We start from the raw sequence: 24,269 nt of genomic DNA on the forward strand, positions 1-24,269 counted from the left end.
TCATTCCCTCCCATACCAGGACAGCACCGTCGCAATATCCATCCGGTGGCTGCCGTCTGCGCCTTTCTCCGTTTCCATAACGGCGGGGATTCCCCGCACCTGTTCCGACATGAGCAGGCCGGCAAGCCCTTCAGCGCCAATATGTCCCCGGCCTACAGGAGCATGCCTGTCCCGACGCGAAGCGAACGGGTACTGAGAGTCGTTCAGATGAATGGCAGTCAGCTGCTGCCAGTACCCCAGCCGCTCACCCCGCTCAAGCAGCTCTTCGGTCCGCTGCGGGTCCCAGGTTCCAGCCGCATACGCATGACAGGTGTCGAAGCAGAACCCGATAGACTCGGGTGAACGGCTAAGCTCGCGCACCTTGACCAACTCCTCCAGCGTGATGCCTTCGGAGCCGTGGTTGCCAGCCTGATTCTCTATCAGCAGCTTGGCCTTCCCTTCCCAGGAGAAGAGTGTTTCATTCATACATTGTATAATATTTTGATACCCCTGTAACGGATCAATTCCGCCAAATGGCCCGAAATGCACCACGATCCCCAGCGAACCGCAAGCCTCGGCAATCTCCAGGTCATTGCGCAACGAGGCCACCATCACCTTCCGCTGCTCTGCACCGACAGCCATATTGGTGGGATAGGGAGTATGGGCAATCGAAACCAGTCCCTTGGCCTCACAAAAAGCTGCACAGTCCAGTGCATCCCGCTCATCCAGCGGCTTCAGCTTCAGACTGCGCGGGTTCTTCGGGAAATATTGAAAGCATGCCGCTCCGCTCTCCCAGGCGAACCGCGCCGCTCTCCCGTAACCGCCGCGGATGCTGACATGCGCCCCGATACTGGGGCTATTGCTCATGCTGGCAGTCCGGGCAATAGAATACCTTTCGTCCGGACAGTTCAATTTTGACAATTGTTCCCCCACCGCGCAGACAAGGCTCGCCTTCACGGTCATATACTTTGCACTGGTCGTTATAGGAACCGGTGACGGTGTCTCCGGCCATAAATGGCATCTCCATATACCCGCCGATTTCAGTAGCTTCATTCAGCACCTTAACTAGGCTGGCATACAGACGTTTGATGGATTCCTCGGTCAGATTCTGGACCAGCACCGACGGCAGCAGCCTCGCTTCGTAAGCAATCTCATCCGCATAGCAGTTGCCGATTCCAGCCATTACATGCTGGTTGACCAGCAGACTCTTGAGTGCGCCGCGCCGTCCCTTCAGCATGGCTGCGAACCGCTGTTCATTCATTCTCCGGTCCAGCAGCTCCGGTCCCAGCTTGCCCATTGCAGCTTCGCTCTCCTTAACCGTAAGCAAATGCAGATACCCCAGCCGCAGGCCCATGAAATAGAGAATCTGGTCTCCAAAAGCCAGCTCAACCTGTGTCGTTCGATCCGGCCGCTCCGCTTCCGGGCCATAGTACAGCAGACCGCCGAGCATGAGATGCAGCAGCAATCTGCGCCCGTCATGCAGATGAAACAGAATATGCTTCGCCCGCCGTTCCACGAACACAATTCTTGCTCCCATTATAGCTTCCCGGAAGGCTTCGGCCTCCAGGTTAATCGTCTTCTCGCGGTTTACGGTTACGCCTGTAATCGGTACATTTATCAAATGCTGACTTAGCAGCTTGCGGTAATTCTCCATTTCCGGCAATTCCGGCATTTCGATCGTCCCTTCTAAGTTGGAAGTAGTAAGACCTTAGCTATTATACACCGAGCGTTGTCATAAGTTCAGTTAAATCGTTACATATTTCGTCCGGAACAACACCTGAAACCTGCTGATACCTCTCGTAATTATCCCGGTTCGTGAGTCCCGTCAGCACAAGCACGGTCCGGCAGCCTGCCCCTGCTCCAGCGGCGATGTCTGTCCGCATGTTGTCGCCAATGACAACAGCATGCTCCGGCAGAATCCCCAGCAGCGAGGACGCATAGGTGATCAGATGGGATTCCGGCTTGCCAATGACTACCGGAGCCACTCCGGTTGCCGCTTCTATAGCAGCACCCAATGTTCCCGCGCCGGGCATGAAACCATCGTCGGAAGGCAGCATCAGATCAGGATTAGTCAGCACAAACTTGGCTCCGCCCAGAATCCAGCGCGATGCCTGAGCCAACGAATCGTATGTAAAAGAACGGTCGATGCCCTGAACCACATACTGCGGCGACTCGGCTACGATTTGCAGGCCTGCCGCTGCACAAGCCTGATGCAGACCGTCTTCTCCAAGTATCGCCACTCTAGCCCCGGGTAATTCGCCAGCAATGTATCTGGCTGCTGCCAGGGAGGAGGTGCAGACCTCGTCCGCTTGCGCAGCAATCCCCATTCCACGCAGATGGGCTGCCACATTTGCCGGCGTCCGCGAAGAATTGTTGGTTACGAACAGAAAGGGAACCGCGGCCTGGCGCAAGCGCCGGATCAGCTCATCCGCTCCCGTAATCATCTTCCCCCCGTGGTAGAGGGTGCCGTCCAGATCAATTAATAGTCCTTGAATATTGTGCATGCAAATCCCTCTTTCCTGGCAAAATCACGCTCATTATATATTTAATCAGATAAATCATTAACTGGTTGAATGGCTATATCAAGCTGCTTGTGTTGCTCTGCATCTTAATTCTGATTTCCTGAAATCCAGCTTTTGTTACGCTCTGTTTCGGCATTATCTTTAGCGGTTCGCAGCTGGAACAGACTGATAATTCTTTAAATTTTACATTCTTCGTCGAACAGAATCGAACTGCCGTCCGGCGCGGCTTTTTTTGGCAGTCAGCTGTCATTTCCTGCGCTTTCCCGGAAAATAATCAATGCCCGGAGCGCCTTCTAACCACCGGAAAGGTACAGAACTCCGCTGCCAGCAGAGTCTGCGGGAAGATGGCCGCAGCTTCTTCCCGCAGCGGCTCCAGCTCTTCGCCAGAGCTGTAGCGGGAGCTGAAATGTGTCAGCAGCAGCTGCAAGGCACCGGCTTCCTTCGCAAGCTCCGCCGCCTGACGGGCCGTGCTGTGATGATATTGGTAGGCCATCTCGGCGAGGTCATGGCCGAAGGTAGCTTCATGAATGACAAGATCGGCTTCCCGCGCCAGCGGCAGTGAACCTGCACAAGGTCTGGTGTCACCCAGCAGCGTCACCACCCGTCCCCGTTTCGGTTCACTGATGACGTCGGCGGCGATGATGGTCACGCCCTCTTCCGTCGTAACATCCTCGCCTTTCTTCAATTTGCCGTATAAAGGTCCCGGCTTCAAGCCATAGCTGCGGATCAGCTCTGTATTAAGACTGCCGGGGCTGTCCTTCTCGGTAACACGGTAGCCATAGCTGTCAATCCGGTGCTCCAGCAGCCCTGCCTCCACCTTGAAGCAGTCATCCTCGAAGATCAGCCCGCCGGCATGCTCCACAACCTCCAGCTTATAGGGAATCCGGGATTGACTCACAGCTAGCGAAACCTCCAGATAAGCCTTCAGCCCCGGCGGCCCATAAACCGTAAGCGGGGCAGTCCCCCCCTGGTACCCACGACTGGACAGCAAGCCTGGCAGACCAAACAGATGATCACCATGCAGATGAGTAATAAAAATCTTCTCCAGCTTCCCCAGCCGCAGCGGAGAACGCAGCACCTGATGCTGGGTCCCCTCTCCACAGTCAAACATCCAGAAGCTGCGGCGCTCCTCCAGCAGGCGAAGCACCACAGAGGTTACATTGCGCTGCAGTGTCGGAATACCTGCATTAGTACCCAGGAAATACACTTCCATATTCATCCTCCTCTCTTCTCAATCATTCAAGCAAAAAACCCCCCGTCACGGGAGGTTCCGCCTGGCAGAGCCGGCAAGCTGCCCCTCACAGGACAGCTGCCGTTCTTGCTCTTGCTGTGTTATTGCTTCTCCACATTGAAATATTGCGCCTCCGGATGGGCAAATACCATAGCCGATACCGAAGCCTCCGGCTCCATCATGAACCCTTCGGTAAGCTGCACTCCGATATCCTCCGGTGACAGCAGCTGGAACAGCGGACCCTGATCCTCCAGATCGGGACAAGCCGGGTAACCAAAGGACACGCGGATTCCCTGATAGCGGGCACCATGCCGCTGCTTCATCGTCATATCAGCCGGATCAGGGAAACCCCATGTATCCCGCATCATGTGATGGACCCGTTCTGCCAGCCCTTCAGCAACCTCCAGCGCCACAGCCTGCAAGGCATGCGAACGCAGATAGTCTCCGTTGTCCTTCAGTACCGTTGACTGCTCACGGACCCCGTGGCCTGCCGTAACCACCAGGAAACCGACGTAATCCATAATCCCGCTGTCTACCGGCTTCAGGAAGTCTGCCAGGCACAAATGCGGCTCTACAGCCTGTCGCGGAAAGGTGAAGGTATGCAGAACACGGCTCGTGTCCTGCGGATCATAGATCAGAATGTCATTCCCGCGCGACTGCGCCGGGAAGAAGCGATACATCGCATGAGGGGTGATTGTACCGTTCAGAATGGCCTCATGCAGGATGCCGTCAACCGTCTCCTTCAGCTCTACAGTCCGCTTATCTCCCGCTGACAACAACGTTTCCACGGAGCCTTTCAGCCCTAGATGATGGCCCAGCAGCATCTGCATATTCACATAAGGAATAATATGGCCAAGCGGATAGCTGCGCAGCACATGCCGATCCAGATCAGGCGGAATGAATACCGGCGCATCCTTGGAGATGGTCGAGTTAACCGCCCGGGTCAATGCCGGCAGCTCGGTCTTCACCGGTGCAGCTGCTACCGCATCCACTTCATCACGGACCTCATCTTCAATGAGCGCCCGCTCACTTGGATTCATCAGTCGGTTGGCAATAGCCAGCCCATCCATCGCATCCTTGGCATAGAGCACAAGCCCGTCATATTCAGGGCGAATCCTTGTTTTGGTGAACTTGCGGGTCAGAGCGGCACCACCGACCATGATCGGCACATCTATGCCGGCGGTACGCAGATCCTGGGCAGTCAATACCATCTGCTGGGCAGATTTAACCAATAGACCGGATAATCCAATCGCGTCCGCTTTCTCCTTGCGGAAGGCTTCGATAATCGTTTGCGGTGGTACTTTTATACCCAAATTGATGATCTGGTAACCATTGTTGGACAGAATGATCTCGACCAGATTCTTACCGATATCATGTACATCGCCTTTGACTGTAGCCAGCATAATCTTGCCCTTTACCGCGGTCTCATCCTTCTGCATAAACTGCTCCAGATGCGAAACCGAAGCCTTCATGACTTCAGCGCTTTGCAGCACTTCAGCGACAATCAGCTCATTGTTGTTGAACAGCCGCCCAACCTCGGACATCCCGGCCATCAGCGGTCCGTTGATAATATCCAGCGCCCCTGATTTTTTCAAGGCTTCATCCAAATCGGGGATCAACCCTTCTTTGGTTCCTTCCACAACGTAGGAGGCGAGACGCTCCTCAAGTGACAGGTTGGAGATCTTCTCTTTTTTGTCGACCTTTTTGCCGCGGAACGCCGCTACAAAGGTTGCCAGTGTCTCATCATTCGTATTATAGATTAGCTGCTCGGCCAGCTGACGCTCCTCTGCAGGAATGGAGGCATAACGTTCCACCTTCTCGGTGTTCACAATCGCATAATCCAGACCGGCCTTGGTGCATTCATATAAAAAGACAGAGTTAAGCACTTCACGCCCTGCCTCTGGCAGCCCGAACGATACGTTGCTGATGCCTAGAATGGTGTGGACACCTGGCAGCGCCTCTTTAATGAGGCGGATACCTTCAATCGTCTCCTTCGCTGAACCAATATACTGCTCATCTCCGGTTCCTACCGGGAATACGAGTGTATCGAAGATCAGGTCTTGCGGGGCCAGGCCATATTTATGGACCAGCAGCTCATAGGAGCGTTTGGCAACGGCCAGCTTGTCTTCAGCCAGAATAGCCTGTCCAGTCTCATCAATCGTACCTACCACAATCGCTGCTCCGTATTTATGAATCAATGGTGTGACCAGCTCGAATTTTTCTTCACCATCTTCAAGATTAATGGAGTTAATGATCGCCTTGCCCTGGCAATACTGCAGTGCCAGATCAATTACCTCGGGATCGGTCGTATCAATCATCAGCGGAACCTTAACCTTCTTGACGACCAATTCCAGAAAAAGCTTAATGTCTATAGACTCTTCACGGTCCGGGTCCTGCACACAGACGTCAATTACCTGTGCTCCACTCTTGACCTGTGCACGGGCAATTTCCGAGGCCTCCTCGTATTTGCCTTCAACAATCAGCCGCTTGAATTTCCGGGAACCGAGCACATTCGTCCGTTCGCCGACCATATAAGGGCGGTTGTCATTCTCAACATATACCGGTTCAATCCCGGACAATGCCGGCGGATGGTGGCCTTCCAAGGGACGGGGCGGAAAGACCGCAAGCGCCGCAGCCATCGCCCGGATATGCTCCGGTGTGGTTCCGCAACAGCCGCCGGCAATATTCAGCCAGCCCTTCTCGGCAAAGGCCGCGATCTTGCGGGCCAGCGAGTCCGGGGATTCATGATAATTCCCGTTCTCATCCGGCAGACCCGCATTTGGGTAACAGCTGACTGCGCTCGAGGAGATCTCTGCCAGAGAACGGATGTGATCACGCATGAACTCCGGACCGGTCGCACAGTTCAGCCCTATCGAGATTGGATTCAGATGCTCAAGCGAAATGTAGAAGGCTTCAATATTCTGCCCGGCAAGTGTAGTTCCCATTGGCTCAATGGTTCCCGAGATCATCACCGGCAGCGTAATCCCCGTCTGCTCAAACGCATTGCGGATTCCGATGCTGCCCGCTTTGACGTTCAGCGTATCCTGAGACGTCTCCAGCAGCAGAGCATCCACCTTGCCTTCAATCAAGGCAACCGCCTGCTCCTCATAGCTGTCCACCAGTTCCTGGAAGGTTACGCCTCCCGTTACGGACAGCGTCTTGGTTGTAGGGCCCATGGCTCCTACCACATAACGCGGACGTTCCGGTGTATCATATTTATCTGCCGCATTGCGTGCAAGCTTGGCCGCAACCAGATTAATCTCACGTGCCTTCTGCGGGATATCGTATTCTGCCAGCACCACAGAGGTAGCGCCAAATGTATTGGTTTCGATGAGATCTGCACCTGCTTCCAGGTACTGCTCATGAATCGTTTGGATGACTTCTGGCCGAGTAAGGACCAGCATCTCGTTACAGCCATCCAGATCTTCCCCACCGAAGTCTTCACCTGTAAGGGGAACCTGCTGGATCATCGTGCCCATTGCGCCATCCAGAATCAATATGCGTTGCTGCAAGCTTTCTGCCAGTGTATATTTAGCCAAGTTTAGAATCCCCCTAGTAAAACGTTAGAGTAAGTTTAGCAGAATTAAGGGAATCCGAAAAGCCTTCCTTTCCACCCCGCATTATACGTATTCATTGCTGCATCCATTCCTCCTTGTCTCAAGGAAGAACGGTTAATGGTTTGCTGGGCATGGAATGCTGAGTGCGGGCGCTTACATGGGAAGTAACCGTGTACGTACCTTCTTGCTCTAAAATGCCCTCCGCTGTATACACTCCCTCGCCCGACTGCTCACCCTTCCATTCCAGCTTTTGCTCCTTATCCGTACTGCCGACAATTTCGAACACAACCTCTTTGGCATCATTCACCGGTTCGCCGCCTTGCGTGACGGAAGCTTCCAGAACTATCTTCTCGTTAATTGACACCTGCTGCGGACTCCAGTCCAGTTCAACCTGGATGGGCTCCATGGACAGATCTAGAGCGTCATGCGACATCTCATGGCCACCATTTGAACAGCCCATAGATACAAGCACCCCTGCTGTTGCCAGTAAAGAACCTATTGCTCTGCGGAATATCATCTGGAATCCCCCCGGTTCAGTGGTATACCTCACAAGTTCAAGACAATCTGCTTCTATTATACACATATGTTTAACGTGTGACCCGGCATAAATCAGTGTAAATCTTGTGCCGTTGTTATCTGCTCATGGATACATCCAAGTTATTTTTACAAACTGTTGTAACGGGTTGTAAAGTAAAGTAGTAATTTTTTTGTGATTTCATTATCTAAAATCTCGTAACAAAAAACAGATGTAATTCACGTTCCTTCTATAATAAAGCTAAATCTTCGGCACCCTTCCGGTCAATCTCAATACCTCCAGTTTCCGCTCAGCTCCAGCTGCCACTCATGGTCATGAGTCTGACTCGACAACCTGGACTGGTTATCGATCATCAGGCAATCCCAGCAGTATCGTGTATTTTCCCGGAGACAATACTGCGGTTCCTTTGCCTCTTCTATAGTAAGCGGTCCGGCCATATTATCATTTTATTGCATATATAGGTATTTTTGTTTAGACACACCCAAAAGTTATTTTGTACTTTTATTAGGGCCTGAAAACATGTAATCAGCCAAACAAAACCTTTATTTCGGAGGTATTGATCTCCACGATAGCATGGTTGAATCAATTACTTATGATGACAGCACAAAAGAGTTGTTACTTACCATTGACTTAATTCAATGGCGGCAACCTTCCTATAATGAACGTACAGACTCAGAAATTATTACTAAGACCCTAAAATTCACAGGAATTTCTCACTATGAGTTATCACCTATTACTTTAATATTTGATAACAATGATATTCTTGAAATGAAGTTTATTCCCACAACTGATGATGAGCAGGTAGAGTTTATATTAGACGGCGATGATATTATTAAGCTCACTATACAAGCTGAGCATGTAGAATGGATTGACATCTAAAAAATAACCCGCCAGTGCTGGCAGGGTACGGTGCTTCCGTTGCGCCTATTCTACCTCACTCTGGGGCAAACTGTACATTACTATATTGTGGTGACGAAGATATAAAACCTCTCCCATCATTTACCTTTATATAGTAATATGACATTAAAGGAGCTGAGGTTTTGAAAAAAGCAATCATAGGGCTAGTGGCTGGCATGCTGATCGGATCGGCGGGAATGGCAGCTGCTGCGACAACTCAAACCGTCCAGGCTGTATTCGCTAAATTCACACTTTCTGTGGATGGCCAGAAGCAAACGCTGAAGAATGACCCGCTTGTCTATAAAGGCACGACATACTTGCCAGTCCGTGAGGTGGCCGAAATGACCGGCTACGGACTGGAGTATGATAACACGAAAAAATCAATTGATCTCAAATCGAAAGGAACTGCCACTGCGAAGATTCCCGAAAACTGGATTTCTCTCGATGAACTCAAAAACCTGAACGTCACAATAACAGGAAACTTGACCGACACAATGGTCTTAAAGACAGAATCAAAATCTTTAGAAATCCCATTGCCTGTGCAAAAAAAGGGGCTATACACTGCCAAGACTGAATCTGGAAACATAGAATTGAACTTTAGTGAATCCGGTACACAGATCAATTTAGACAGTCTGTTGTCTGCCGGACTTATTCAATAATTGCCTTCCCCCGGCTTTGAACGAATAATTGGCTGACTACAGTCGCAACAACGCGCCCGAGATTGTTGGGCGTTATTTTTATTTCGTGGAACTGCCCCCGGTTAACCCTTCCACTATCGTCTTTGCTCCGATAAGGTATGATATCAATGTCTGCTCCGCTTGTCGCAGTAAAAGACACCATGGGGTTATAAGCAGCTACATTTAGCTGCTCAATCTGTACGATTCTGATGTCCATTCTGATACCTCCAAATAAAAAAGCACCCACTTATAGGTGCTTTAAGCATTTAAATAGCATTAGAACTGTCTTGCGTTAATATTGAGGTTATACCTTGCTCCGTCACTGTTGTAAACATATACTTCCCAATTACCAGTAATTCCACCTGCCGGAATATCCTGAACGAAATTAAAGGTTTGTTGCGCTCCACCATTCAACTTATAGTTGTAAAATTCTGACCCATCACGCTTAATATTTACGTAAACTGGGGACGATGCATTATTTCTAACCCAAATGTTAAGTTGATCACCATTTCCTTTTCCTGTTGTAAACGAACTATTAAAGGCCGTGGCACCCGTATGAGTAACATCTTTAATAAAAATTGCATCCATTGGATAAAAAATTGTTTCATCAATGTTTTTTGTTCTAATGTGTACTAAATCTTGTACAGCATCATTTGTTATTGTGGATACTGAAGATTGTTGAGAAGGAGTTTCATTGACCACTTCAGATGCAACTGCAACGGAAGTGAGTGTCAACATGGCTGTTGCAAGAATAGCTGTCAACATTTTTTTCTTGTTCATAAAGTAATTTCTCCTATAAATATGGTTTTTTTTCCTGAAAAATTAATAGTATATTGTTCCTCTGATATAAAAGTTACAATATTTTCATAATAATTACTTTATATTAATTATATATAATTTATCATTATATTAATTTATCCATTTGAGTTGAGTTGGTTTTTCATCTTTGGTTAGACAGAAACTCAGCAAGAGACGAAGAGAATGAGCCCCTCGTGCTCTTTTCCGCGCATCACCACACAAACACGTGTTCCTGCATTCGAGGCCTGAGAACGGCTCACAGAAGGTCGTTTTCGGACATAAAAAAAGCACCCGAAGGTGCTATTTTAGCCAGTCACGAATTTCTTTTAAACCCTGATATGCCTTCGCCCAAGTGCTGTTTGATTCAAGGAACTCATGTCCCTTCATCGTAACGTTGCAATTATTTAGAAATACAATCGTTGCTGCTATTCCAACATTATCGATGTACCCTTCTTGCTTAATAATTTTCGCAACCTGTACAAATTCTTCCCGTGTTAAACCCAAGTCCTCAGCTTTTGGGACAGCCTCAACCAATAGAACAGTAATTATAGGGAATCAACGAGCGGAAGCAGCTCATTCAAATGCTGAATTTCGTAGTCCGGCTGAATGTCCGGATTCGCTTCCTTGGAGTTTCTGTTAATCCAGACGGTTGTCAAACCGGCTGCCAGACCGCCGCGGATATCAGTAGTCAGCTTGTCCCCAACCATAACCCCTTGCTCTGGATCGATCTCCAGCAGTCCAAGCGCGTGGAGGAAGATCTCCTTATCCGGCTTGCCTTTGCCGAAACTGCCTGAAATGACAATATGGTCAAAAAAAGGCACCAGTTCAGGCACACCATCCAGCTTCTCCTGCTGCAGCGCAGGACAACCGTTGGTCAGCAGCAACAGCTTCACTTTGCCCTGAAGCTGTTCAAGCACATGAAGAGTTTCTTCATAGATATACGGACGGCTGCGTCGTTCAGCCGCAAAACGTTCGGCTAACTCGGCTGCCAGCACCTCATCCTTAACACCCATGGCTTCCAGTCCGCGCCGCCACGATTCCTTGCGGTAGACCGGGGCCAGCTGCTCCATCATTCGGAACTCTGGCTGCTCACCGGCTGTGAAATTTCCCCATAAGGCTTCAAATGGATTAATTCCGATCATCTGAGTGAACGGAAAGGTCTCATAGGACTCATACAGACTTCTGGCTTCCCGGCGGACTGCTGTCTCCAGCTCCAGGGGGTCCAGGGCAATTCCCGCAGCCTCACAGGTAGTGCGGAAGGCCTCATCAATACTCCGGTCATCCCAGAGCAGTGTATCATCAAGGTCAAATAGTACGGCCGAAATTGGCATTGCAGTTCTCCCTCTCCCTAAGAGCGTGTCTTCAAACCTCGTTTGAAGACACCTCCCAGCTGGACTAATTATTATTCGTGTTCTACTGCAACGTTGTTGTGCTTCGCAAAAGCCTCAAGACGTTCCCCGATCGCAACCGTATCGTATCGGTTAAAGAATCTGGAGAATACCCAGCGGCTGCGTTTGTTCTTATACTTAATGGAAACGGCGCTGCGGGAGAGCGTAATCATCTCGATATCGGCAGCAGCCCACGAACGCTCACGGCTGAATTTGATAGTGGACAGCTTGGTCTTGTCAACCTTCAAATAAGGACGGCGGAAATACATCAGGGCTGCCAGCAGGAAATACAGCACAACCCCCAGCCAATTGGCCAATATGCCGCTTCCTTTGTTCTGATCAATCGAGCCGACTACCCAGAACATGATTCCCAGCAATACGAGTACGAACGGGAATACAATGTTACGGCCTTTGAAAATATCACTTTTCTTGACCGAGCTGGATGTGGTGGCATAAATGGAATCCTTGCCTTGCTTCTTTCTCTGCTTGTTGATCTGCTGTGTGTTGCGTTGAACCATTCTTTCCCAAGAACGGGCCATGTAAGTTCCCCCTAGTCATTCTATAATATCTGTGAAAAGGAACAAGGATTAATGCAACAGATCCTTGCCGCCTTGTCCATCCTCATCCTTATCCACAATCTCTATCGTCTCCAGCTGGTTGCGGAAGTTATTGCGGATATTGCCAAGATAAATCTCGCGGAGCTTGGCGCGTTCGGCCACTTCCTCTTCGTTTAGGCCGCCGTTCTTATGCTTGCGTGCCAATTCGTTGATTCGCGCGACCAGTTCATCTATATTCAATGTGGTTCCCCTCCTAAATAATTTCATTCTAACTGTGCCATGAGAAAAAGAGCTTGTCAAGGTCTACTCCCTTGCAAGCTCTCGATGGATGGATATACGGTTATACTGAGGTCAGTAAACAGGTAAAGCTATAACTTCTCCAGCTTGGATCTCACTGCCTTGAATACCATTATGCATTCTTATTCCTTCTATATATACAGCCGTCTTCATACCGGCCGGTTTATTCTCCAGTGCAATGTTCCAAAGCGTATCACCCCGTTCAACGACGATCATTTTCTCTTGTCTCAATGAGGCTACCGATCCAGCAAATACATTGCCAACTACGGTGAAACCCGAAATGATAAGTACAAATACCAGTGCAAATTTAAACAGCTTGTCCTGTGTGAACAGTCCTGAGAAGGCTTGATTCCAGATTGCCGCGAAATTAGCAGTCTTACTGCTGCCACCAGCAGTGTGTGCAGTTGTTTTAGCGTTAGTTTCATTACTTTTATCATAGATGCTGACATAGGTACTGTATTTCAACATAATAATCATCCTCCAAACACTTGTTCTTACTTTCGAAAATAATATAACACGAACATGTGTTTTGTTCAATAGTTTTTTTCGAACAATTGTTCCCTTTATTTAAATAGATTATGAGAACAGGTTAGAACTTATGTTTGTACGAACGGAAGTTCTATGTTATACTTTTCCCAAACATTACTATATGGGGTTGATTCCGATGTCAAAGATTTCGAGTCGTCAGCTGGCGATCCTGGAATTCATACGTAACGAAGTCCGCAGCAAGGGTTATCCGCCTTCCGTCAGAGAAATCGGCGAAGCGGTTGGCCTTGCCTCCAGTTCCACCGTACACGGTCACCTGGACCGACTGGAGAAGAAAGGTCTGATCCGCCGGGACCCAACCAAACCCCGCGCTATTGAGCTGCTGGGCCAGGATGATTCCGAGAATGCACATCAATTCGCACATACGGTAACGCGCGTTCCTGTTGTAGGCAAGGTCACTGCCGGAGTACCTATCACAGCTACAGAGAATATTGAGGACTACTTCCCGCTTCCTACTCATTATGTTGGTGACAATAAAGTGTTTATGTTGTCCGTTCTGGGCGACAGCATGGTGGACGCCGGCATTATGAACGGCGATTATGTAATCGTCCGCCAGCAGCAGACCGCTGACAATGGCGATATCGTCGTTGCCATGACTGAAGAAGATGAAGCAACTGTTAAGACCTTTTATAAGGAACGCGATCATATCCGCCTGCAGCCGGAGAATCCGGCCTACGAGCCTTTGCGACTGAACCGGGTTACCATTCTTGGCCGCGTCATTGGATTGTTCCGCGACATTCATTAATCTCCGCACTATGATCACGGTACCAAGTTATTCCCTCTTCCTTTATATTCCAGGCTGCTCCGCATCTTCGCGGGGCAGTTTTTTTATTATCCTTTATGAATCACCATTCAGAACAAATGTTCGCATTGCTTGTTTTTGGCATAATGATTAACGTCCGCCCTGCCGCCTACATATTCTGTATTAAAAAGGAGCATCCTTCCTTATGCCCAACTACCGCATTATCGTGGATCTTTCACAACGCATGTTATACCTGCTGGATGACGATATCGTCGTCAGAGGGTTCCCCATCGGCATCGGCAAGATGTTAACCCAATCCCCTGTCGGGGATTACACCATTATCAACAAGCAGCGTAACCCTGGGGGACCTTTTGGCGCCTTCTGGATGGGCCTGTCCAAACCTCACTATGGGATTCATGGCACCAATGACCCTTCTTCTATCGGCAAAGAGGTGTCGCACGGCTGTATTCGGATGTTTAACGCCGATGTGCTTGCCCTGCAGGCTCTAGTGCCGATTGGCACCAGGGTTACCATTCGACAGTAGATAATCAACCATCCATAAGGTCAGCGCAACAGTAAACACCTCCGCAGATCGTAGCTCACGATTCACGGAGGTGTTATTTCTCAATATGCAATAAAACTCATCGTTTCTGGTAGACAAACATATGTTAGGGTAAGAAGCAGGAGGTGGACACTCATGTTAATGGTGCTTGTATGGGTATTTGCGGGGGCCGGTATTCTCATGCTGCTGGCTGCAGCGGGCTTAAAGCTGGTATATATGTATCCTGTTACTGATGTCAATAAGCTGATTGTGGCCGCAGAATCGCTATTGCCTTGCGTGATCCCGGCGTAACACCCTAAAAACAGTGATTGCCTCACAAGACGCTTTAGAATAACTTCCCAGGAATGAACCCACACCATAATGGGGAACAACGGACCGGATTTATTTATTATTTTTCTATATGTTCTCTCGTTAACAGGGTACATCCCTTCCTTAATCTTGTTTGCCATACCACTCCGGATCAAAATCCAGCTCCAGTGCTTTGCCCAGTTCTACTTCAATTTAATAGTCAATTTGTCCGTTACGGTATCGAAAACAAGCTCCTTCTCGCTGGTCCACCTGCCCTTCTGCAGTCCCAGTACCTCTTCAGGAGTCAGCGGGTTGTCATGAATCGGTAGCGTATAGGTATACTGCTGGCCGACAAGCTTGCTCATCCACAGTCCGCTGCAGTCCTTCTGATAAAATTCAAAGACATACGAGGTGTCAATCATCACGAACCTGTGGTACTTCACAACTATACTTTCCGACCGTTCCGGGGAAGGCAAAAAAACATACTGATTGCCTATAAAGCTAAACACTAGATACGAGCCTGCGAGAACAATCAGGAGTACTGGAATGGAATAGAACACCGCAGCCCGTTTCCGCAGCAGCAACATTATCCCAATAACAACAAACAGATTGAAGGCTACAATATAGAACATTGGCGGTGCCACATACGGAACAGGATAAATTTCCTGCATACGCAGCACATACAACAACAAATCCGTCAGAAGCAGGATCACCAGCAAGATTAGAGCTTTATTATAATGAATCTTCTGTACTTCCGGCATATCATCACCCCTGATTAACGTTACGCTAATCATAATGGGCGCGATCCAGGGAATAAAGAGAAACTAATCCTCAGTTATTTCCTGTTATATGAGGCTTCTACATTATTGCAGCGAAGAAACATGAGGCTTTTAGGGTTTATTTTTGCAGTTCATTTTGCTTTTGCTGCAGCAGCTTGTCATATTCGCCCTGATATTGCCTTAATTTATTCTTCAGCGGTGTACTGTAAGGCTCCAGCTTTAACATAGAACGCGTGGTCAAAATATTGTTTACGACTGCATTGATTTTGGCGTCAATCGCATTGATGCGGATCTTGGCTGCTGCAATTGCCGGATTAGGCGTCACTATCTGCATCGGATCGATAATAGCCGGATCTGGCCGGTCAGACGTTGAACCCGAAGGTTTGCTTCGCTCTTCAAAATTTATCGTTTTGTCGGCAACCGTTACATCGAATCCGGCCAGTTCACCGATCGCACGCACAGGAGCGTAACTTTTCCCGTCAATCACAATGGCCGGATCGGCCAGCTTTTTCCCGTATATAGTTACAATAAATTCAGCCTGGATCTTTTTTCCGATTAGTGATACAGATGAACCCAGGGCCTCAGCACTGATCAACAGCAGCACTGCGGCGACAAATCCTGCTACGATTTTTTTCATTGATTCTTCTCTCCCCGCATAGTACATTACCTTTATTTTAGCACTTCACAGCACTATTTAGGAAATGAAAGGATATGCAGGACAGGCTGCCAGAGCAGAATAGCCCCCACTTACGGACAAATGCTCCTGCTTGCTATAAATTTAAGTCGTCGGAATCAGCGGATTCGAAGCGGGTGCGGATTTCACGGTTTTTGGCATAAATGTAGAGGTCGAGCGCTACAATGCCTCTGCGTGCAAGCTTGATCACCAGCACGATAATATAAATCGTCACCCCTACCGAAACCAGCCAGAGCACCAATAACAAAGGATGAAACAAATTGAACATAAAGATACCATTCTGCAAAATAAGCTCTCCCCTCTTCAAAACGAAAAAAATAGATCGTCCCCGTTTGGAACAATCTGTTAATTATAGAAGAAAGCTATATAGGTGTAAAACGATATTGTCACACCAGACAACAAAAAAAGCCTCTCAGCAGCAGGGCTTTTGGTTACAGCTCTTTAATTTCCTTCAATGCAGAAACAATACTGTCCTTCAGGTAGACATGTTTCTCAGGCAACACTACTTCTTGCGCTCCGCTGACTTCAACCCCTTGTAAACGTGCCTCTTGCTCCACCGCTTCCACATAAGTCATACTGTTGTCTTCCACATTAACCCGGATATTATGTACATCCAGCAGATCCAGCGTTAACGTCGCATTTGAGTTCTCCATCCTAATCACAGCTCCTTAGTTATTTTCTTTCATTGTGTCATATGATGTGAGAATTTGCTAGAGTTAATATCTGAACCTGGGTAGCTTCAACTAAAAAAGTAAGGTATCAATCCAAGCTTAACCAGCATATGGTCTATAAAGATGAGGAGGAGGGGTATTATGTCTGACGGATTTGTTGCTCGGTCTCTGGAAGAGACCAGCTTTTGGTCAAGAATTATGAAAGAACACTCCCTTTTTTTAGGATTGGGTTTCCGAGCGGAAGATACTGTCCTGATTAAAGAAGCCAATCACTTTTATCGGATTTTCGAAGACATTGAACGGCGGGTTCATTCTTTCTCCCTTGATGTAGACCCTGTAACGATTCAACAATTTAATCAGGAGGTCCATACAGCAGTATGTCACATTTGGGCGTTTAAAAGAAAAGTACTTGGTTTGATTCTATCTTGTAAGCTCCCTGGACAAACGAATTTCCCACTTTTAGTGGATCATGTAAGTAGAGAAGCTAACTATTTCAGGAATCGATTGGAAGAGTTAAACCAAGGCAAATTAGAGCCTTTATATGATGCGATTATTGATGAAAATGTATTTTTCTTAAGGATTATGGCCGACCATGCCAAATTCATAGGTCATCTGTTAGATCCTTCAGAACGGAAACTTGTTGAGCAGGCCCGAGAATTCAGTCAAGATTTTGATCAATTATTATTTCAGGCTAGAGATATCGAATCGATGAGACCTCAATCGCAAACCGGTCCAATCTTAAACCAGTTTCTCGATCAAAATAGGGTATCGGTAAAATCACTAAGGGATTTCAAAAAAACTGCTCGGGATTTAATCGATCAATGTAGAATTAAAAGCATCATACATCCGCTGCTTGCAGATCATGTTTTCCGCGAAGCAGAGAGATTTTTGGAGATTATTGATATGTTCGAAAACTCTTTAACTGGGAAAGGAAATAACTCTATGATCCACCATTAACACTATCTCGGTTCCACGGGTTGGGAACTAGAAATTGTTCAACCAAGTTCATCTGGTCTCGTTGGAGTTCATAATTTTTTTACATACATCATGGCCTTTTGTGCTGTTAATAACACGTCACCCCTGAAAGGACAATAACCCCGTCAGGCACGAAGCCAGATGGGGTTATTTTATGTATGCTCTAAACTCAAAAAGACTCGAACGAACCAGATACTTTATATCTCTTGAACATATCCCTTTCTCCCTAATCCATCAAACTATATATAACCTCTTGGACTGCAAAAACACTAGGATTAACGATCACCTTACTAATAATTATAAATAACTGAACGGGGTTACTTATTCCAACATCTACTACGTTCCAGTTTGAAGTTGTAGACTTATCAAGTCCATATTTTTCTATCAACCTATCTTTTGTTCCGCTATCCATTCCGTTTCTTGCCTCAATGTAACCTGGAATCAAGAGTAAAAATACAAATAAAACCATGAGGACAGCTATATATTTTTTCTTCATTTCACCTCTCCCCTCTATGTAATGCTCAAACAATCACACCTACGAAATATGGATAACAAAGCTCACTTCAAACTATACACATAAGGCAATAATATGGTTTAATTGTGGCGAAAAGCGCCAAACCAGTCCAGACTATAAGGAATGCAGGTAATTACGATCTCGATAGGATCATTATATTTCATTTGGAACATTATGTAAATGAACTCTATATCACTGAATTGTTCTAATGTGCACTCCCTTGCAACAGTATTGTGAAATATTATTCTTTAACAAGTCGCTTTCATCATTGCCATCTAAAATTAGTGTTGTTAGACAAGCAAACCCCCTTCAGATACATTTGAAGGGGGTTTCTAAATACTATTTTTTCTCGTTGATAACGAATAGAACACCTGTGAGAATTAGGATAGAGCCGATCCAAAACGTTAAACCTATATTCTCTCCTAGAATAAGCCATCCAAGTAATGTTCCAACCAGGGGTTGAAAAAAGAAAAATATTCCTCCACTTGAAGCATTAAGCATTTGTAATCCACGATTCCAAAGTAGAAATCCACCTGCTGTTGAAACAATACCCAAATATAAAAGTCCTCCCCAAATGGTCGGGTGAGTCAGTTGAGAGATATTAATATCGTGTAACCGTGGCAAAACAAAAGGAGTCAACACGATTAGGGCTACTAATATGGAATAGGTGGTTACCACAATTTGTGGATAATCACTTGGCAAACGCTTTACAAGTACAGACATGAGTGCCCATGTTAATGCTGCAATAAGTAGTGCAATACCTCCAAGAGTACTGGACATATTCACATCACCAATTCCAACCATGAGAAGTACTCCAATTGTCGCTAAAAAAACAGAGATTCCCTTTTTTAACGTCAACTGTTCTTTAAGGATAATGCGAGCAAAAATAACCATAAATGCTGGTGTTGAAGAAGTTATAATGGCTCCCATTTGTGCTGTGGATAACATTGTACCCGTTTCCTGAGCAACAATTGAAATGGCATTACCAATGACTCCAATAGCTACAATTAATAAGAAATAACGTTTCTCAATTCGCCAGTTTTGCCGTGTTATGAAGCCGATAACGAGAAGTGCAACAATTGCCACTAAATATCGCATCCACACAAGTTCTAGTGGAGGTATGACCGATACTACAATTTTAACAACAACGTACATACCACCCCAGATAATGGAAGCTAAAGTTAAATATAAAGAACCTAATAAGGTGTTTTTCATTTTTTATACCCTCCGTTTTTTAATTAGGTCGAAAATGCCCCTAACGGAGAGATGTAGTCACATTCACTCCACTAAGAGCAGAAGTGTGCTACTGGTACATCGTTTTCAAATAATGGAGTCCAAAACATTATGTTCACCCCTAGTCCAGTTCTTTTTCTAACAACAATTATTTGTATTTCATTATAGCAAAGAATATGAAGCCTGTGTTATAAAGGCTTAAGAGGAAATCACTATTCTGAGTATAAAAGAAACAGCGGCAGCCATGGACGAGAAGATAAAGTCCTAGACTGCCGCTGTTTTATTGAACTATCGTTTCCAGTTAGTTGAATGTTCACCTATTGGAATGAATCAAGGCACTTTTTATGGATGTTTTTAGTTCATCCAACTTTTCTTGAGGAATCTTCTTTCTTATACGCAGGACTATATCTTGGCCAGTTATGAAATGCCTATTGCGAAGTTACTGAGCGGAAATCTCGAACTTCGTGCCGGCATCTCCGGCGAAAACTATGGATCCTCCTGCAGGCAGTTCGACCTGATCCTTGCCTCCGATGACACTGAAGTAGATGCATGTTCCCTTGGCATCATAAACAGCGAAGGAAGCGTTCGGGGACATGCTCACCTTAACGATCTTGCCCCCGTCTTTGTCGCTTATCGTATACCACCTGGCGTATCCGCTGGGCGGAATCGTAACGATTGACTTCTTAGCGAAGTTAAAAGGCTTCACGGCGTCCTCGTTCACTAAGATGATTCCACCATGATTCAAGTACTCAACCCCGTCTTGTGTAAAGAACGTAAGACCTGAGAGATCCCGCCCGTTCGATCCCGGAATTTGCAATTCGGAGACGGCCGTATTCGGGCCGGTTATTCGCTTATCCAACACGTACCCCGGCAATTGTTTCGACACATTCAAGTTGGTGGTTACCTTTGTCAAATAAGAAATCGACGTATACTTCTCAGTCAGCAGATAATACTTCTTCCCGTCGCGCTGAATCCATGCTTCCTTGGTCTCTGCCGGAAGAACTTGGGGCTGGAGCTTCTCGGCGCTGTACATTGATATAGCCACCTGCCCAAGACCCGGGACCGAAGCGTATCGACGAAGCCATTCGTAGGTACGGCCGTTCTCCTCCGTCACGAAGCTGATCATCGTATTCCCATCCGCACTCCGGAACGTCCCGTCTGCCGAATACTCGTAGATCTCGGCTGGATTATCGGGCGATTGCTCCGAAGTGATGGACATGACGCCACCTTCGGTAATATCTATTTTTGTCGCTGAACCGGTCGCACCATAGATTCCCGAATACTCCAGCAGGGATTCTGGCATATCAGCCTTTACCGGCACGCCGTAAGACTTCTCAGGCTTGAATTCGGCAATTGTCCCTTTCTCTTTTAGCGCCTGAAGCAGGATTTCGTTCGCCAGAAGCTGATCGTACGTGCTGCTCCCGCCGGAAGTGACAACAGCTGCCGCCATGTCCTGTTCGGGAAGCACAACGAGCGACGCGTGATAAAGAATCGTGTCCCCGCCTTTGGTCAGCGCCTTCATCCCGTATTCGCTGAAGGGATACAGATAGACGCTGTCCCAGCCGAGACCGTAGTCGAATGAGTTGTCCGCATCGTCAGGCCACAAAGGCGTCTTGTACTCGTCTTGCGCCATGGCCGCAGCCGATTTACCGGACAAGACTTCTTCCGCTTCCCCCATGAAAACTTGCGAGAATCGAGCCAAATCTTCCGCCGTGGAATAAATGCCTCCCGTTCCGATCATGTTCATCGTCTCGTTGGGGAGTTGTCCTGTATATGTAGGATAATAGAGTCCCGCCAACTTCGCTGTGTCCGGAGAATCGAGTGGCGTCTTCGTATTGACCATACCCAGAGGTTCTGTAATATATCGATGGATATAAGAGGTAAAGTCCATGCCGCTGACCTGCTCGACCAGAATCTCGGCCAGCGTAAATCCGTCATTGCAGTAAACCGAATAAGCCCCCGGGTCCGCTTTCAAGGTCTGACCGGACAGTTGCTTCAGCAGTGTGTCGTGGGCATAAGTATCGTTATCTTCAAATAAACCGGCGTTCGTAGGCGAGGATCCCTTCAGCCCGGAAGAATGATTGAGCAGCATGCGCGGCGTAATCTGTTTGTAACGTTCATCCGTCATCGTAAACTCGGGGATATACTGGACGACCGGCGTATCGAGATCGATTTCCCCTTGATCGACCAACTGCATAACGGCAACCGTGGTAAACATTTTACTCGTCGAGCCGATCCCATACATCGTGTCTTTCGTGAGCGGTTTCAGTCCCTGCTCATCATTCTTGCCGGATTGGCCGGATACGACGATGTTGCCATGATCGATAAGGGCGTATTGCACGCTGTTCGTATCGTAAGCTTTCGTGAGGAGATCGGCTTTCTCATTTGCAGCTTTCATGGTTAATTCGTAGGTGAGCCCAGCTTCGTTAGAAGGCGAGTCCACTTCCGCCGTTGACACGGTTATCGGAGCAGCACTTGACTCGATCACCTCAGATGTATTCAGTGCCTCTGCTGTGTTCTGCATCTCAGCCACTGGTGTGTTGTCGTCGCAGGCGGTTAACAGCAGAAGCAGACATAGCACAGCTAGCATTATCCATCGACTTTTCATCATTTGAACTCCCCTTCCGGATATTGAATTATTTATTCAAAATAGGCAGAAATAAGATAATTTCAATCACCGGAATGGCTACCGTCGCGGCGACTATAATCTTACCACGCGGATTGGCCATATTGATCGTCCAGCCGAAACCATGAATGTTCGGAACGATCCACGCCGGGTCTTCAGGGTTCACGTAAATGCTGCCGAGCCACTTCCAGTGCCTTTCCTCCATCGACGGAACATCCCTTAGCTGATCAATACCTTTGATTCGCAGGTAAAGCATGACGCCGATCAGTGCCAAGAAGAGTGCTACCCAGAGCGACATGCCGGAGAGGAAGAGCAGCTTTCCCTTCCAACCGTACAACGCTATGGCTTGCGCCACCCCTGCGAATACAACCATGAGGAGCGAAGCGCCCCAAGTCAGAATCGAATGGATTTTCTTGTGCTTCAACTGTTTTTGCAGTGAACCTTCCTGGTCCTGGGGATCCAGCGATGTCCTCGCACGGCCGATCATCAGATTATAGCAGACGAAAACAGTGATATTCAGTGCTTGCACGATGTTCAGTATGAACACGGTCCACACGGATTTGTTAAAGTCAAAATTTCCGAGAATCAACAATTGCGGAATCGTATCCCACTTCGCAATAGCAAAGAAGATGCATAGCGCCATCACGGCGGCATTTGCCGAATACCACCAAGTGCTTAGCACCGGGCTATGCATCCGTCCGGCCACAAGGCTTGCTGCGCGCTTCGTCTGCACGACAATCTCCCAGCCTCTGGCCGCCTTCAAGCGTTGCGCGGACATCCGGCTGATCCAAATAGCGAAGCCTGACGCAATGATTGAAAGCAAGATGGCTGTCGTCCAAATTAGGAGACTCCGCGCAGGCTGATGACGCATCCATAAAAAGCAAACTCCTCCGATGACGACCGCAAAACCGCTGGTAAGCAAAGCGTAATTCCGGCGAATGGCACGGACGGCAGGGTCCTGCAGGGCCTCCGCAGGCAGCACGATGCCGAACAGCACGGTCCGCAAGCCGATATAGACCTGTAAACTGAGCATCAGAGCAATCATCAAATAACTGCTGGATATCATAATCATCGGTTCTTGTGTCAACGTTGTTCCCCTCCGCGATTCGTAATCATCTCTCGGTACACCGATCTGCTCTCCTGCGCGAATACCTCTTCCGCCATGCCTCGTACCGCAGCTGCCGCCGCAAGAGACCGCAACTGCCGCCGGAGCTTCTCCTCGAACGCCTCCGTCACGCCGGGCATCCCGTCGGGCTGAACGATAACGCCCTTTTTTCGGTGTACTTGAAGTAAGCCCTCCTGCTTGAGCAAATTGTAGGCTTTGTTAACGGTATGGAGATTGATCCCCAAGTCCTCCGCCAAGCTTCGGATCGACGGAAGCCGATCGCCAGGCCGCAAGGCACCGGAGGCGATCCCTTCGACGATTTGGTCAACCAGTTGTGTGTAAATCGGAGTTTCCGATTGCAGATCGAGCTCTATGAACAAAAATATCCCTCCTTATGGTAGCAGCTGCGCGTCATCAGATAGAAAGGGGGCCGATGATGCAGAGCAAAAGCAAGTCGGCCGCCATATAGGCGACAAGCACGTTTGCCGTCATGTATACAACGAGGGAATCGGAGCACTTTTGGCGCGGATCAGCTTTGCGAGCTGCCACGTGAACAGCGCCATCGCCGGATTCTCGGCCTTCGGAAGCACTTTGAGCGATTAGGGCATCAGCAGCGCTCCGGCAATGGCGCAGGGTATCATTAACCATGTGCGATTTTGACATGTCGAAACCGTTCCATATCAAACCAACCTCCTTCTTTGTTTGTTATATTACATGTATAACACAGATAATAATACTATTCAAGATCAAGTTGAAAATAATTCCATATTGTCTAGTATGGTTATTAATGTTCTTAAAGGTTTGAACTAAAGTGTCATATGCGTAGGCTATAGTACTAAACAATCCTGCCCTTAGCTAAATGAAAACGGCAGCTGATTTTCTGGTCAGCTGCCGTGGTATCCTTATTCAACTATCCTGCCCGTTAGCCATACATGCAGCGCAAGCGCCGCACCACAGATGATGAAAATATTTGTATCTGTTAATACTGCTACTATGGCTGGGAGAGGAAGGTCGATAAGCTATGGTGCCTACGAGCCCATCCGTTAGTCTGACTCCAACGATCACGCCTATCGGGAAGCACTCATGGGAGATTAAT

Annotated in this window: 30 protein-coding genes; 6 read left to right on the plus strand and 24 right to left on the minus strand. The window is 47.8% G+C overall.

The features are described 5' to 3' along the window. The 7 genes from B9T62_RS14465 to B9T62_RS41780 form a co-directional block, all read right to left on the minus strand. Positions 1-846, minus strand: a complete 846-nt coding sequence (locus B9T62_RS14465; RefSeq protein ID WP_087915900.1) for a deoxyribonuclease IV — start codon at positions 844-846, stop codon at positions 1-3. Next, positions 836-1,651, minus strand: coding sequence for an Fpg/Nei family DNA glycosylase (locus B9T62_RS14470; protein ID WP_087915901.1), 816 nt, complete (start codon positions 1,649-1,651; stop codon positions 836-838). The genes B9T62_RS14465 and B9T62_RS14470 overlap by 11 nt, the downstream gene beginning before the upstream one ends. A 43-nt stretch (positions 1,652-1,694) precedes the next feature. Further along, positions 1,695-2,483 (minus strand): HAD-IIA family hydrolase, encoded by a 789-nt coding sequence (locus B9T62_RS14475; RefSeq protein ID WP_087915902.1) that lies wholly within the window; start codon positions 2,481-2,483, stop codon positions 1,695-1,697. Between the two features lie 292 nt (positions 2,484-2,775). Beyond that, entirely contained in the window at positions 2,776-3,714 is a 939-nt protein-coding gene (rnz, locus tag B9T62_RS14480) for a ribonuclease Z (protein WP_087915903.1), read from the minus strand. Between the two features lie 119 nt (positions 3,715-3,833). Next, positions 3,834-7,211 carry a methionine synthase gene (gene metH, locus B9T62_RS14485; RefSeq protein ID WP_425436687.1) on the minus strand — a complete coding sequence of 1,126 codons (3,378 nt, stop codon included), beginning with the start codon at positions 7,209-7,211 and terminating at the stop codon, positions 3,834-3,836. Between the two features lie 178 nt (positions 7,212-7,389). Further along, positions 7,390-7,806, minus strand: a complete 417-nt coding sequence (locus B9T62_RS14490; RefSeq protein WP_157685613.1) for a FixH family protein — start codon at positions 7,804-7,806, stop codon at positions 7,390-7,392. Between the two features lie 287 nt (positions 7,807-8,093). Further along, positions 8,094-8,261, minus strand: a complete 168-nt coding sequence (locus B9T62_RS41780; protein WP_425436648.1) for a DUF7667 family protein — start codon at positions 8,259-8,261, stop codon at positions 8,094-8,096. A 136-nt stretch (positions 8,262-8,397) separates the two neighbouring features. On the opposite strand from B9T62_RS41780, the gene B9T62_RS14495 reads away from it, so the two are divergent. Together B9T62_RS14495 and B9T62_RS14500 are read left to right on the plus strand one after the other, a co-directional pair. Further along, a complete protein-coding gene (locus tag B9T62_RS14495) occupies positions 8,398-8,703 on the plus strand; it encodes a hypothetical protein (RefSeq protein ID WP_087915906.1) in 306 nt (101 codons plus the stop codon). A 161-nt stretch (positions 8,704-8,864) separates the two neighbouring features. Further along, positions 8,865-9,380, plus strand: coding sequence for a stalk domain-containing protein (locus B9T62_RS14500; protein WP_087915907.1), 516 nt, complete (start codon positions 8,865-8,867; stop codon positions 9,378-9,380). Here B9T62_RS14500 and B9T62_RS14505 read toward each other — a convergent pair. The 7 genes from B9T62_RS14505 to B9T62_RS14535 all read right to left on the minus strand — a co-directional run bounded on the left by B9T62_RS14505 (position 9,370) and on the right by B9T62_RS14535 (position 12,906). Continuing rightward, a complete protein-coding gene (locus B9T62_RS14505; protein ID WP_087915908.1) occupies positions 9,370-9,615 on the minus strand; it encodes a hypothetical protein in 246 nt (81 codons plus the stop codon). The genes B9T62_RS14500 and B9T62_RS14505 overlap by 11 nt on opposite strands. Positions 9,616-9,674: 59 nt before the next feature. Then, entirely contained in the window at positions 9,675-10,178 is a 504-nt protein-coding gene (locus B9T62_RS14510; RefSeq protein ID WP_087915909.1) for a hypothetical protein, read from the minus strand. Between the two features lie 318 nt (positions 10,179-10,496). Beyond that, positions 10,497-10,730 (minus strand): YjcQ family protein, encoded by a 234-nt coding sequence (locus B9T62_RS41785; protein ID WP_157685614.1) that lies wholly within the window; start codon positions 10,728-10,730, stop codon positions 10,497-10,499. An 11-nt stretch (positions 10,731-10,741) separates the two neighbouring features. Next, a complete protein-coding gene (locus tag B9T62_RS14520; protein WP_087915911.1) occupies positions 10,742-11,527 on the minus strand; it encodes an HAD family hydrolase in 786 nt (261 codons plus the stop codon). Positions 11,528-11,598: 71 nt separating this feature from the next. Then, on the minus strand, positions 11,599-12,123 hold the full coding sequence (locus tag B9T62_RS14525; protein ID WP_087915912.1) for a hypothetical protein: 525 nt from the start codon (positions 12,121-12,123) through the stop codon (positions 11,599-11,601). A 48-nt stretch (positions 12,124-12,171) separates the two neighbouring features. Beyond that, positions 12,172-12,381 carry a DUF896 domain-containing protein gene (locus tag B9T62_RS14530; RefSeq protein WP_087915913.1) on the minus strand — a complete coding sequence of 70 codons (210 nt, stop codon included), beginning with the start codon at positions 12,379-12,381 and terminating at the stop codon, positions 12,172-12,174. A 111-nt stretch (positions 12,382-12,492) separates the two neighbouring features. Continuing rightward, the gene (locus tag B9T62_RS14535; RefSeq protein ID WP_087915914.1) at positions 12,493-12,906 is read right to left on the minus strand and encodes a LysM peptidoglycan-binding domain-containing protein; all 414 of its coding nucleotides are present in this window, start codon (positions 12,904-12,906) and stop codon (positions 12,493-12,495) included. Positions 12,907-13,102: 196 nt separating this feature from the next. On the opposite strand from B9T62_RS14535, the gene lexA reads away from it, so the two are divergent. The 3 genes from lexA to B9T62_RS39085 all read left to right on the plus strand — a co-directional run bounded on the left by lexA (position 13,103) and on the right by B9T62_RS39085 (position 14,579). Continuing rightward, positions 13,103-13,729, plus strand: coding sequence for a transcriptional repressor LexA (gene lexA / locus B9T62_RS14540; RefSeq protein WP_087915915.1), 627 nt, complete (start codon positions 13,103-13,105; stop codon positions 13,727-13,729). A gap of 202 nt (positions 13,730-13,931) precedes the next feature. Beyond that, the gene (locus B9T62_RS14545; protein ID WP_087915916.1) at positions 13,932-14,270 is read left to right on the plus strand and encodes a L,D-transpeptidase; all 339 of its coding nucleotides are present in this window, start codon (positions 13,932-13,934) and stop codon (positions 14,268-14,270) included. Positions 14,271-14,423: 153 nt separating this feature from the next. After that, positions 14,424-14,579 (plus strand): hypothetical protein, encoded by a 156-nt coding sequence (locus tag B9T62_RS39085; RefSeq protein ID WP_157685615.1) that lies wholly within the window; start codon positions 14,424-14,426, stop codon positions 14,577-14,579. A gap of 200 nt (positions 14,580-14,779) precedes the next feature. Here the strand turns inward: B9T62_RS39085 and B9T62_RS14550 are convergent, their stop codons facing one another. The 4 genes from B9T62_RS14550 to B9T62_RS14565 all read right to left on the minus strand — a co-directional run bounded on the left by B9T62_RS14550 (position 14,780) and on the right by B9T62_RS14565 (position 16,702). Beyond that, positions 14,780-15,337, minus strand: a complete 558-nt coding sequence (locus tag B9T62_RS14550) for a hypothetical protein (protein ID WP_087915917.1) — start codon at positions 15,335-15,337, stop codon at positions 14,780-14,782. 136 nt (positions 15,338-15,473) lie between these two features. Then, complete coding sequence (locus tag B9T62_RS14555; protein WP_087915918.1) at positions 15,474-15,992, minus strand: stalk domain-containing protein; 519 nt, start codon at positions 15,990-15,992, stop codon at positions 15,474-15,476. A gap of 133 nt (positions 15,993-16,125) precedes the next feature. Next, positions 16,126-16,335, minus strand: coding sequence for a hypothetical protein (locus B9T62_RS14560; RefSeq protein ID WP_245864456.1), 210 nt, complete (start codon positions 16,333-16,335; stop codon positions 16,126-16,128). A 145-nt stretch (positions 16,336-16,480) separates the two neighbouring features. After that, positions 16,481-16,702, minus strand: coding sequence for a hypothetical protein (locus B9T62_RS14565; RefSeq protein ID WP_087915919.1), 222 nt, complete (start codon positions 16,700-16,702; stop codon positions 16,481-16,483). Positions 16,703-16,861: 159 nt separating this feature from the next. Here B9T62_RS14565 and B9T62_RS14570 point away from each other — a divergent pair, with 159 nt between their 5' ends. Then, positions 16,862-17,677 carry a DUF2935 domain-containing protein gene (locus B9T62_RS14570; RefSeq protein ID WP_087915920.1) on the plus strand — a complete coding sequence of 272 codons (816 nt, stop codon included), beginning with the start codon at positions 16,862-16,864 and terminating at the stop codon, positions 17,675-17,677. A gap of 244 nt (positions 17,678-17,921) precedes the next feature. Here B9T62_RS14570 and B9T62_RS14575 read toward each other — a convergent pair whose 3' ends face one another. The 6 genes from B9T62_RS14575 to B9T62_RS14600 form a co-directional block, all read right to left on the minus strand. Beyond that, positions 17,922-18,191: a hypothetical protein gene (locus B9T62_RS14575; protein ID WP_087915921.1), complete on the minus strand. Its 270-nt coding sequence runs from the start codon at positions 18,189-18,191 to the stop codon at positions 17,922-17,924. Positions 18,192-18,548: 357 nt separating this feature from the next. Then, entirely contained in the window at positions 18,549-19,424 is an 876-nt protein-coding gene (locus B9T62_RS14580) for a DMT family transporter (protein WP_087915922.1), read from the minus strand. A 457-nt stretch (positions 19,425-19,881) separates the two neighbouring features. Further along, on the minus strand, positions 19,882-21,966 hold the full coding sequence (locus tag B9T62_RS14585) for a serine hydrolase domain-containing protein (protein WP_087920280.1): 2,085 nt from the start codon (positions 21,964-21,966) through the stop codon (positions 19,882-19,884). A 112-nt stretch (positions 21,967-22,078) separates the two neighbouring features. Further along, positions 22,079-23,155, minus strand: a complete 1,077-nt coding sequence (locus tag B9T62_RS14590) for a DUF5808 domain-containing protein (protein WP_087915923.1) — start codon at positions 23,153-23,155, stop codon at positions 22,079-22,081. Continuing rightward, positions 23,152-23,553: a GntR family transcriptional regulator gene (locus B9T62_RS14595; RefSeq protein ID WP_087915924.1), complete on the minus strand. Its 402-nt coding sequence runs from the start codon at positions 23,551-23,553 to the stop codon at positions 23,152-23,154. Before B9T62_RS14595 ends, B9T62_RS14590 begins: the two co-directional genes overlap by 4 nt. Positions 23,554-23,587: 34 nt before the next feature. Further along, positions 23,588-23,857, minus strand: coding sequence for a hypothetical protein (locus B9T62_RS14600; protein ID WP_087915925.1), 270 nt, complete (start codon positions 23,855-23,857; stop codon positions 23,588-23,590). Positions 23,858-24,269 lie beyond the last annotated feature (412 nt).

This window comes from Paenibacillus donghaensis (assembly GCF_002192415.1).
GTDB classification, from domain to species: Bacteria; Bacillota; Bacilli; order Paenibacillales; family Paenibacillaceae; genus Paenibacillus_AQ; species Paenibacillus_AQ donghaensis.

Coding starts and splice junctions, on each gene's coding strand:
- B9T62_RS14550 (WP_087915917.1), bottom strand. CDS start 15,337: ATGCCGGAAGTACAGAAGATTCATTATAATAAAGCTCTAATCTTGCTG.
- B9T62_RS14505 (WP_087915908.1), bottom strand. CDS start 9,615: ATGGACATCAGAATCGTACAGATTGAGCAGCTAAATGTAGCTGCTTAT.
- metH (WP_425436687.1), bottom strand. CDS start 7,211: ATGGGCACGATGATCCAGCAGGTTCCCCTTACAGGTGAAGACTTCGGT.
- B9T62_RS14525 (WP_087915912.1), bottom strand. CDS start 12,123: ATGGCCCGTTCTTGGGAAAGAATGGTTCAACGCAACACACAGCAGATC.
- B9T62_RS14490 (WP_157685613.1), bottom strand. CDS start 7,806: ATGATATTCCGCAGAGCAATAGGTTCTTTACTGGCAACAGCAGGGGTG.
- B9T62_RS14535 (WP_087915914.1), bottom strand. CDS start 12,906: ATGTTGAAATACAGTACCTATGTCAGCATCTATGATAAAAGTAATGAA.
- lexA (WP_087915915.1), top strand. CDS start 13,103: ATGTCAAAGATTTCGAGTCGTCAGCTGGCGATCCTGGAATTCATACGT.
- B9T62_RS14545 (WP_087915916.1), top strand. CDS start 13,932: ATGCCCAACTACCGCATTATCGTGGATCTTTCACAACGCATGTTATAC.
- B9T62_RS14470 (WP_087915901.1), bottom strand. CDS start 1,651: ATGCCGGAATTGCCGGAAATGGAGAATTACCGCAAGCTGCTAAGTCAG.
- B9T62_RS39085 (WP_157685615.1), top strand. CDS start 14,424: ATGTTAATGGTGCTTGTATGGGTATTTGCGGGGGCCGGTATTCTCATG.
- B9T62_RS14465 (WP_087915900.1), bottom strand. CDS start 846: ATGAGCAATAGCCCCAGTATCGGGGCGCATGTCAGCATCCGCGGCGGT.
- B9T62_RS14585 (WP_087920280.1), bottom strand. CDS start 21,966: ATGCAGAACACAGCAGAGGCACTGAATACATCTGAGGTGATCGAGTCA.
- B9T62_RS14510 (WP_087915909.1), bottom strand. CDS start 10,178: ATGAACAAGAAAAAAATGTTGACAGCTATTCTTGCAACAGCCATGTTG.
- B9T62_RS41780 (WP_425436648.1), bottom strand. CDS start 8,261: ATGGCCGGACCGCTTACTATAGAAGAGGCAAAGGAACCGCAGTATTGT.
- B9T62_RS14570 (WP_087915920.1), top strand. CDS start 16,862: ATGTCTGACGGATTTGTTGCTCGGTCTCTGGAAGAGACCAGCTTTTGG.
- B9T62_RS14575 (WP_087915921.1), bottom strand. CDS start 18,191: ATGAAGAAAAAATATATAGCTGTCCTCATGGTTTTATTTGTATTTTTA.
- B9T62_RS14475 (WP_087915902.1), bottom strand. CDS start 2,483: ATGCACAATATTCAAGGACTATTAATTGATCTGGACGGCACCCTCTAC.
- rnz (WP_087915903.1), bottom strand. CDS start 3,714: ATGGAAGTGTATTTCCTGGGTACTAATGCAGGTATTCCGACACTGCAG.
- B9T62_RS14580 (WP_087915922.1), bottom strand. CDS start 19,424: ATGAAAAACACCTTATTAGGTTCTTTATATTTAACTTTAGCTTCCATT.
- B9T62_RS14565 (WP_087915919.1), bottom strand. CDS start 16,702: ATGGAGAACTCAAATGCGACGTTAACGCTGGATCTGCTGGATGTACAT.
- B9T62_RS14555 (WP_087915918.1), bottom strand. CDS start 15,992: ATGAAAAAAATCGTAGCAGGATTTGTCGCCGCAGTGCTGCTGTTGATC.
- B9T62_RS14520 (WP_087915911.1), bottom strand. CDS start 11,527: ATGCCAATTTCGGCCGTACTATTTGACCTTGATGATACACTGCTCTGG.
- B9T62_RS14495 (WP_087915906.1), top strand. CDS start 8,398: ATGGTTGAATCAATTACTTATGATGACAGCACAAAAGAGTTGTTACTT.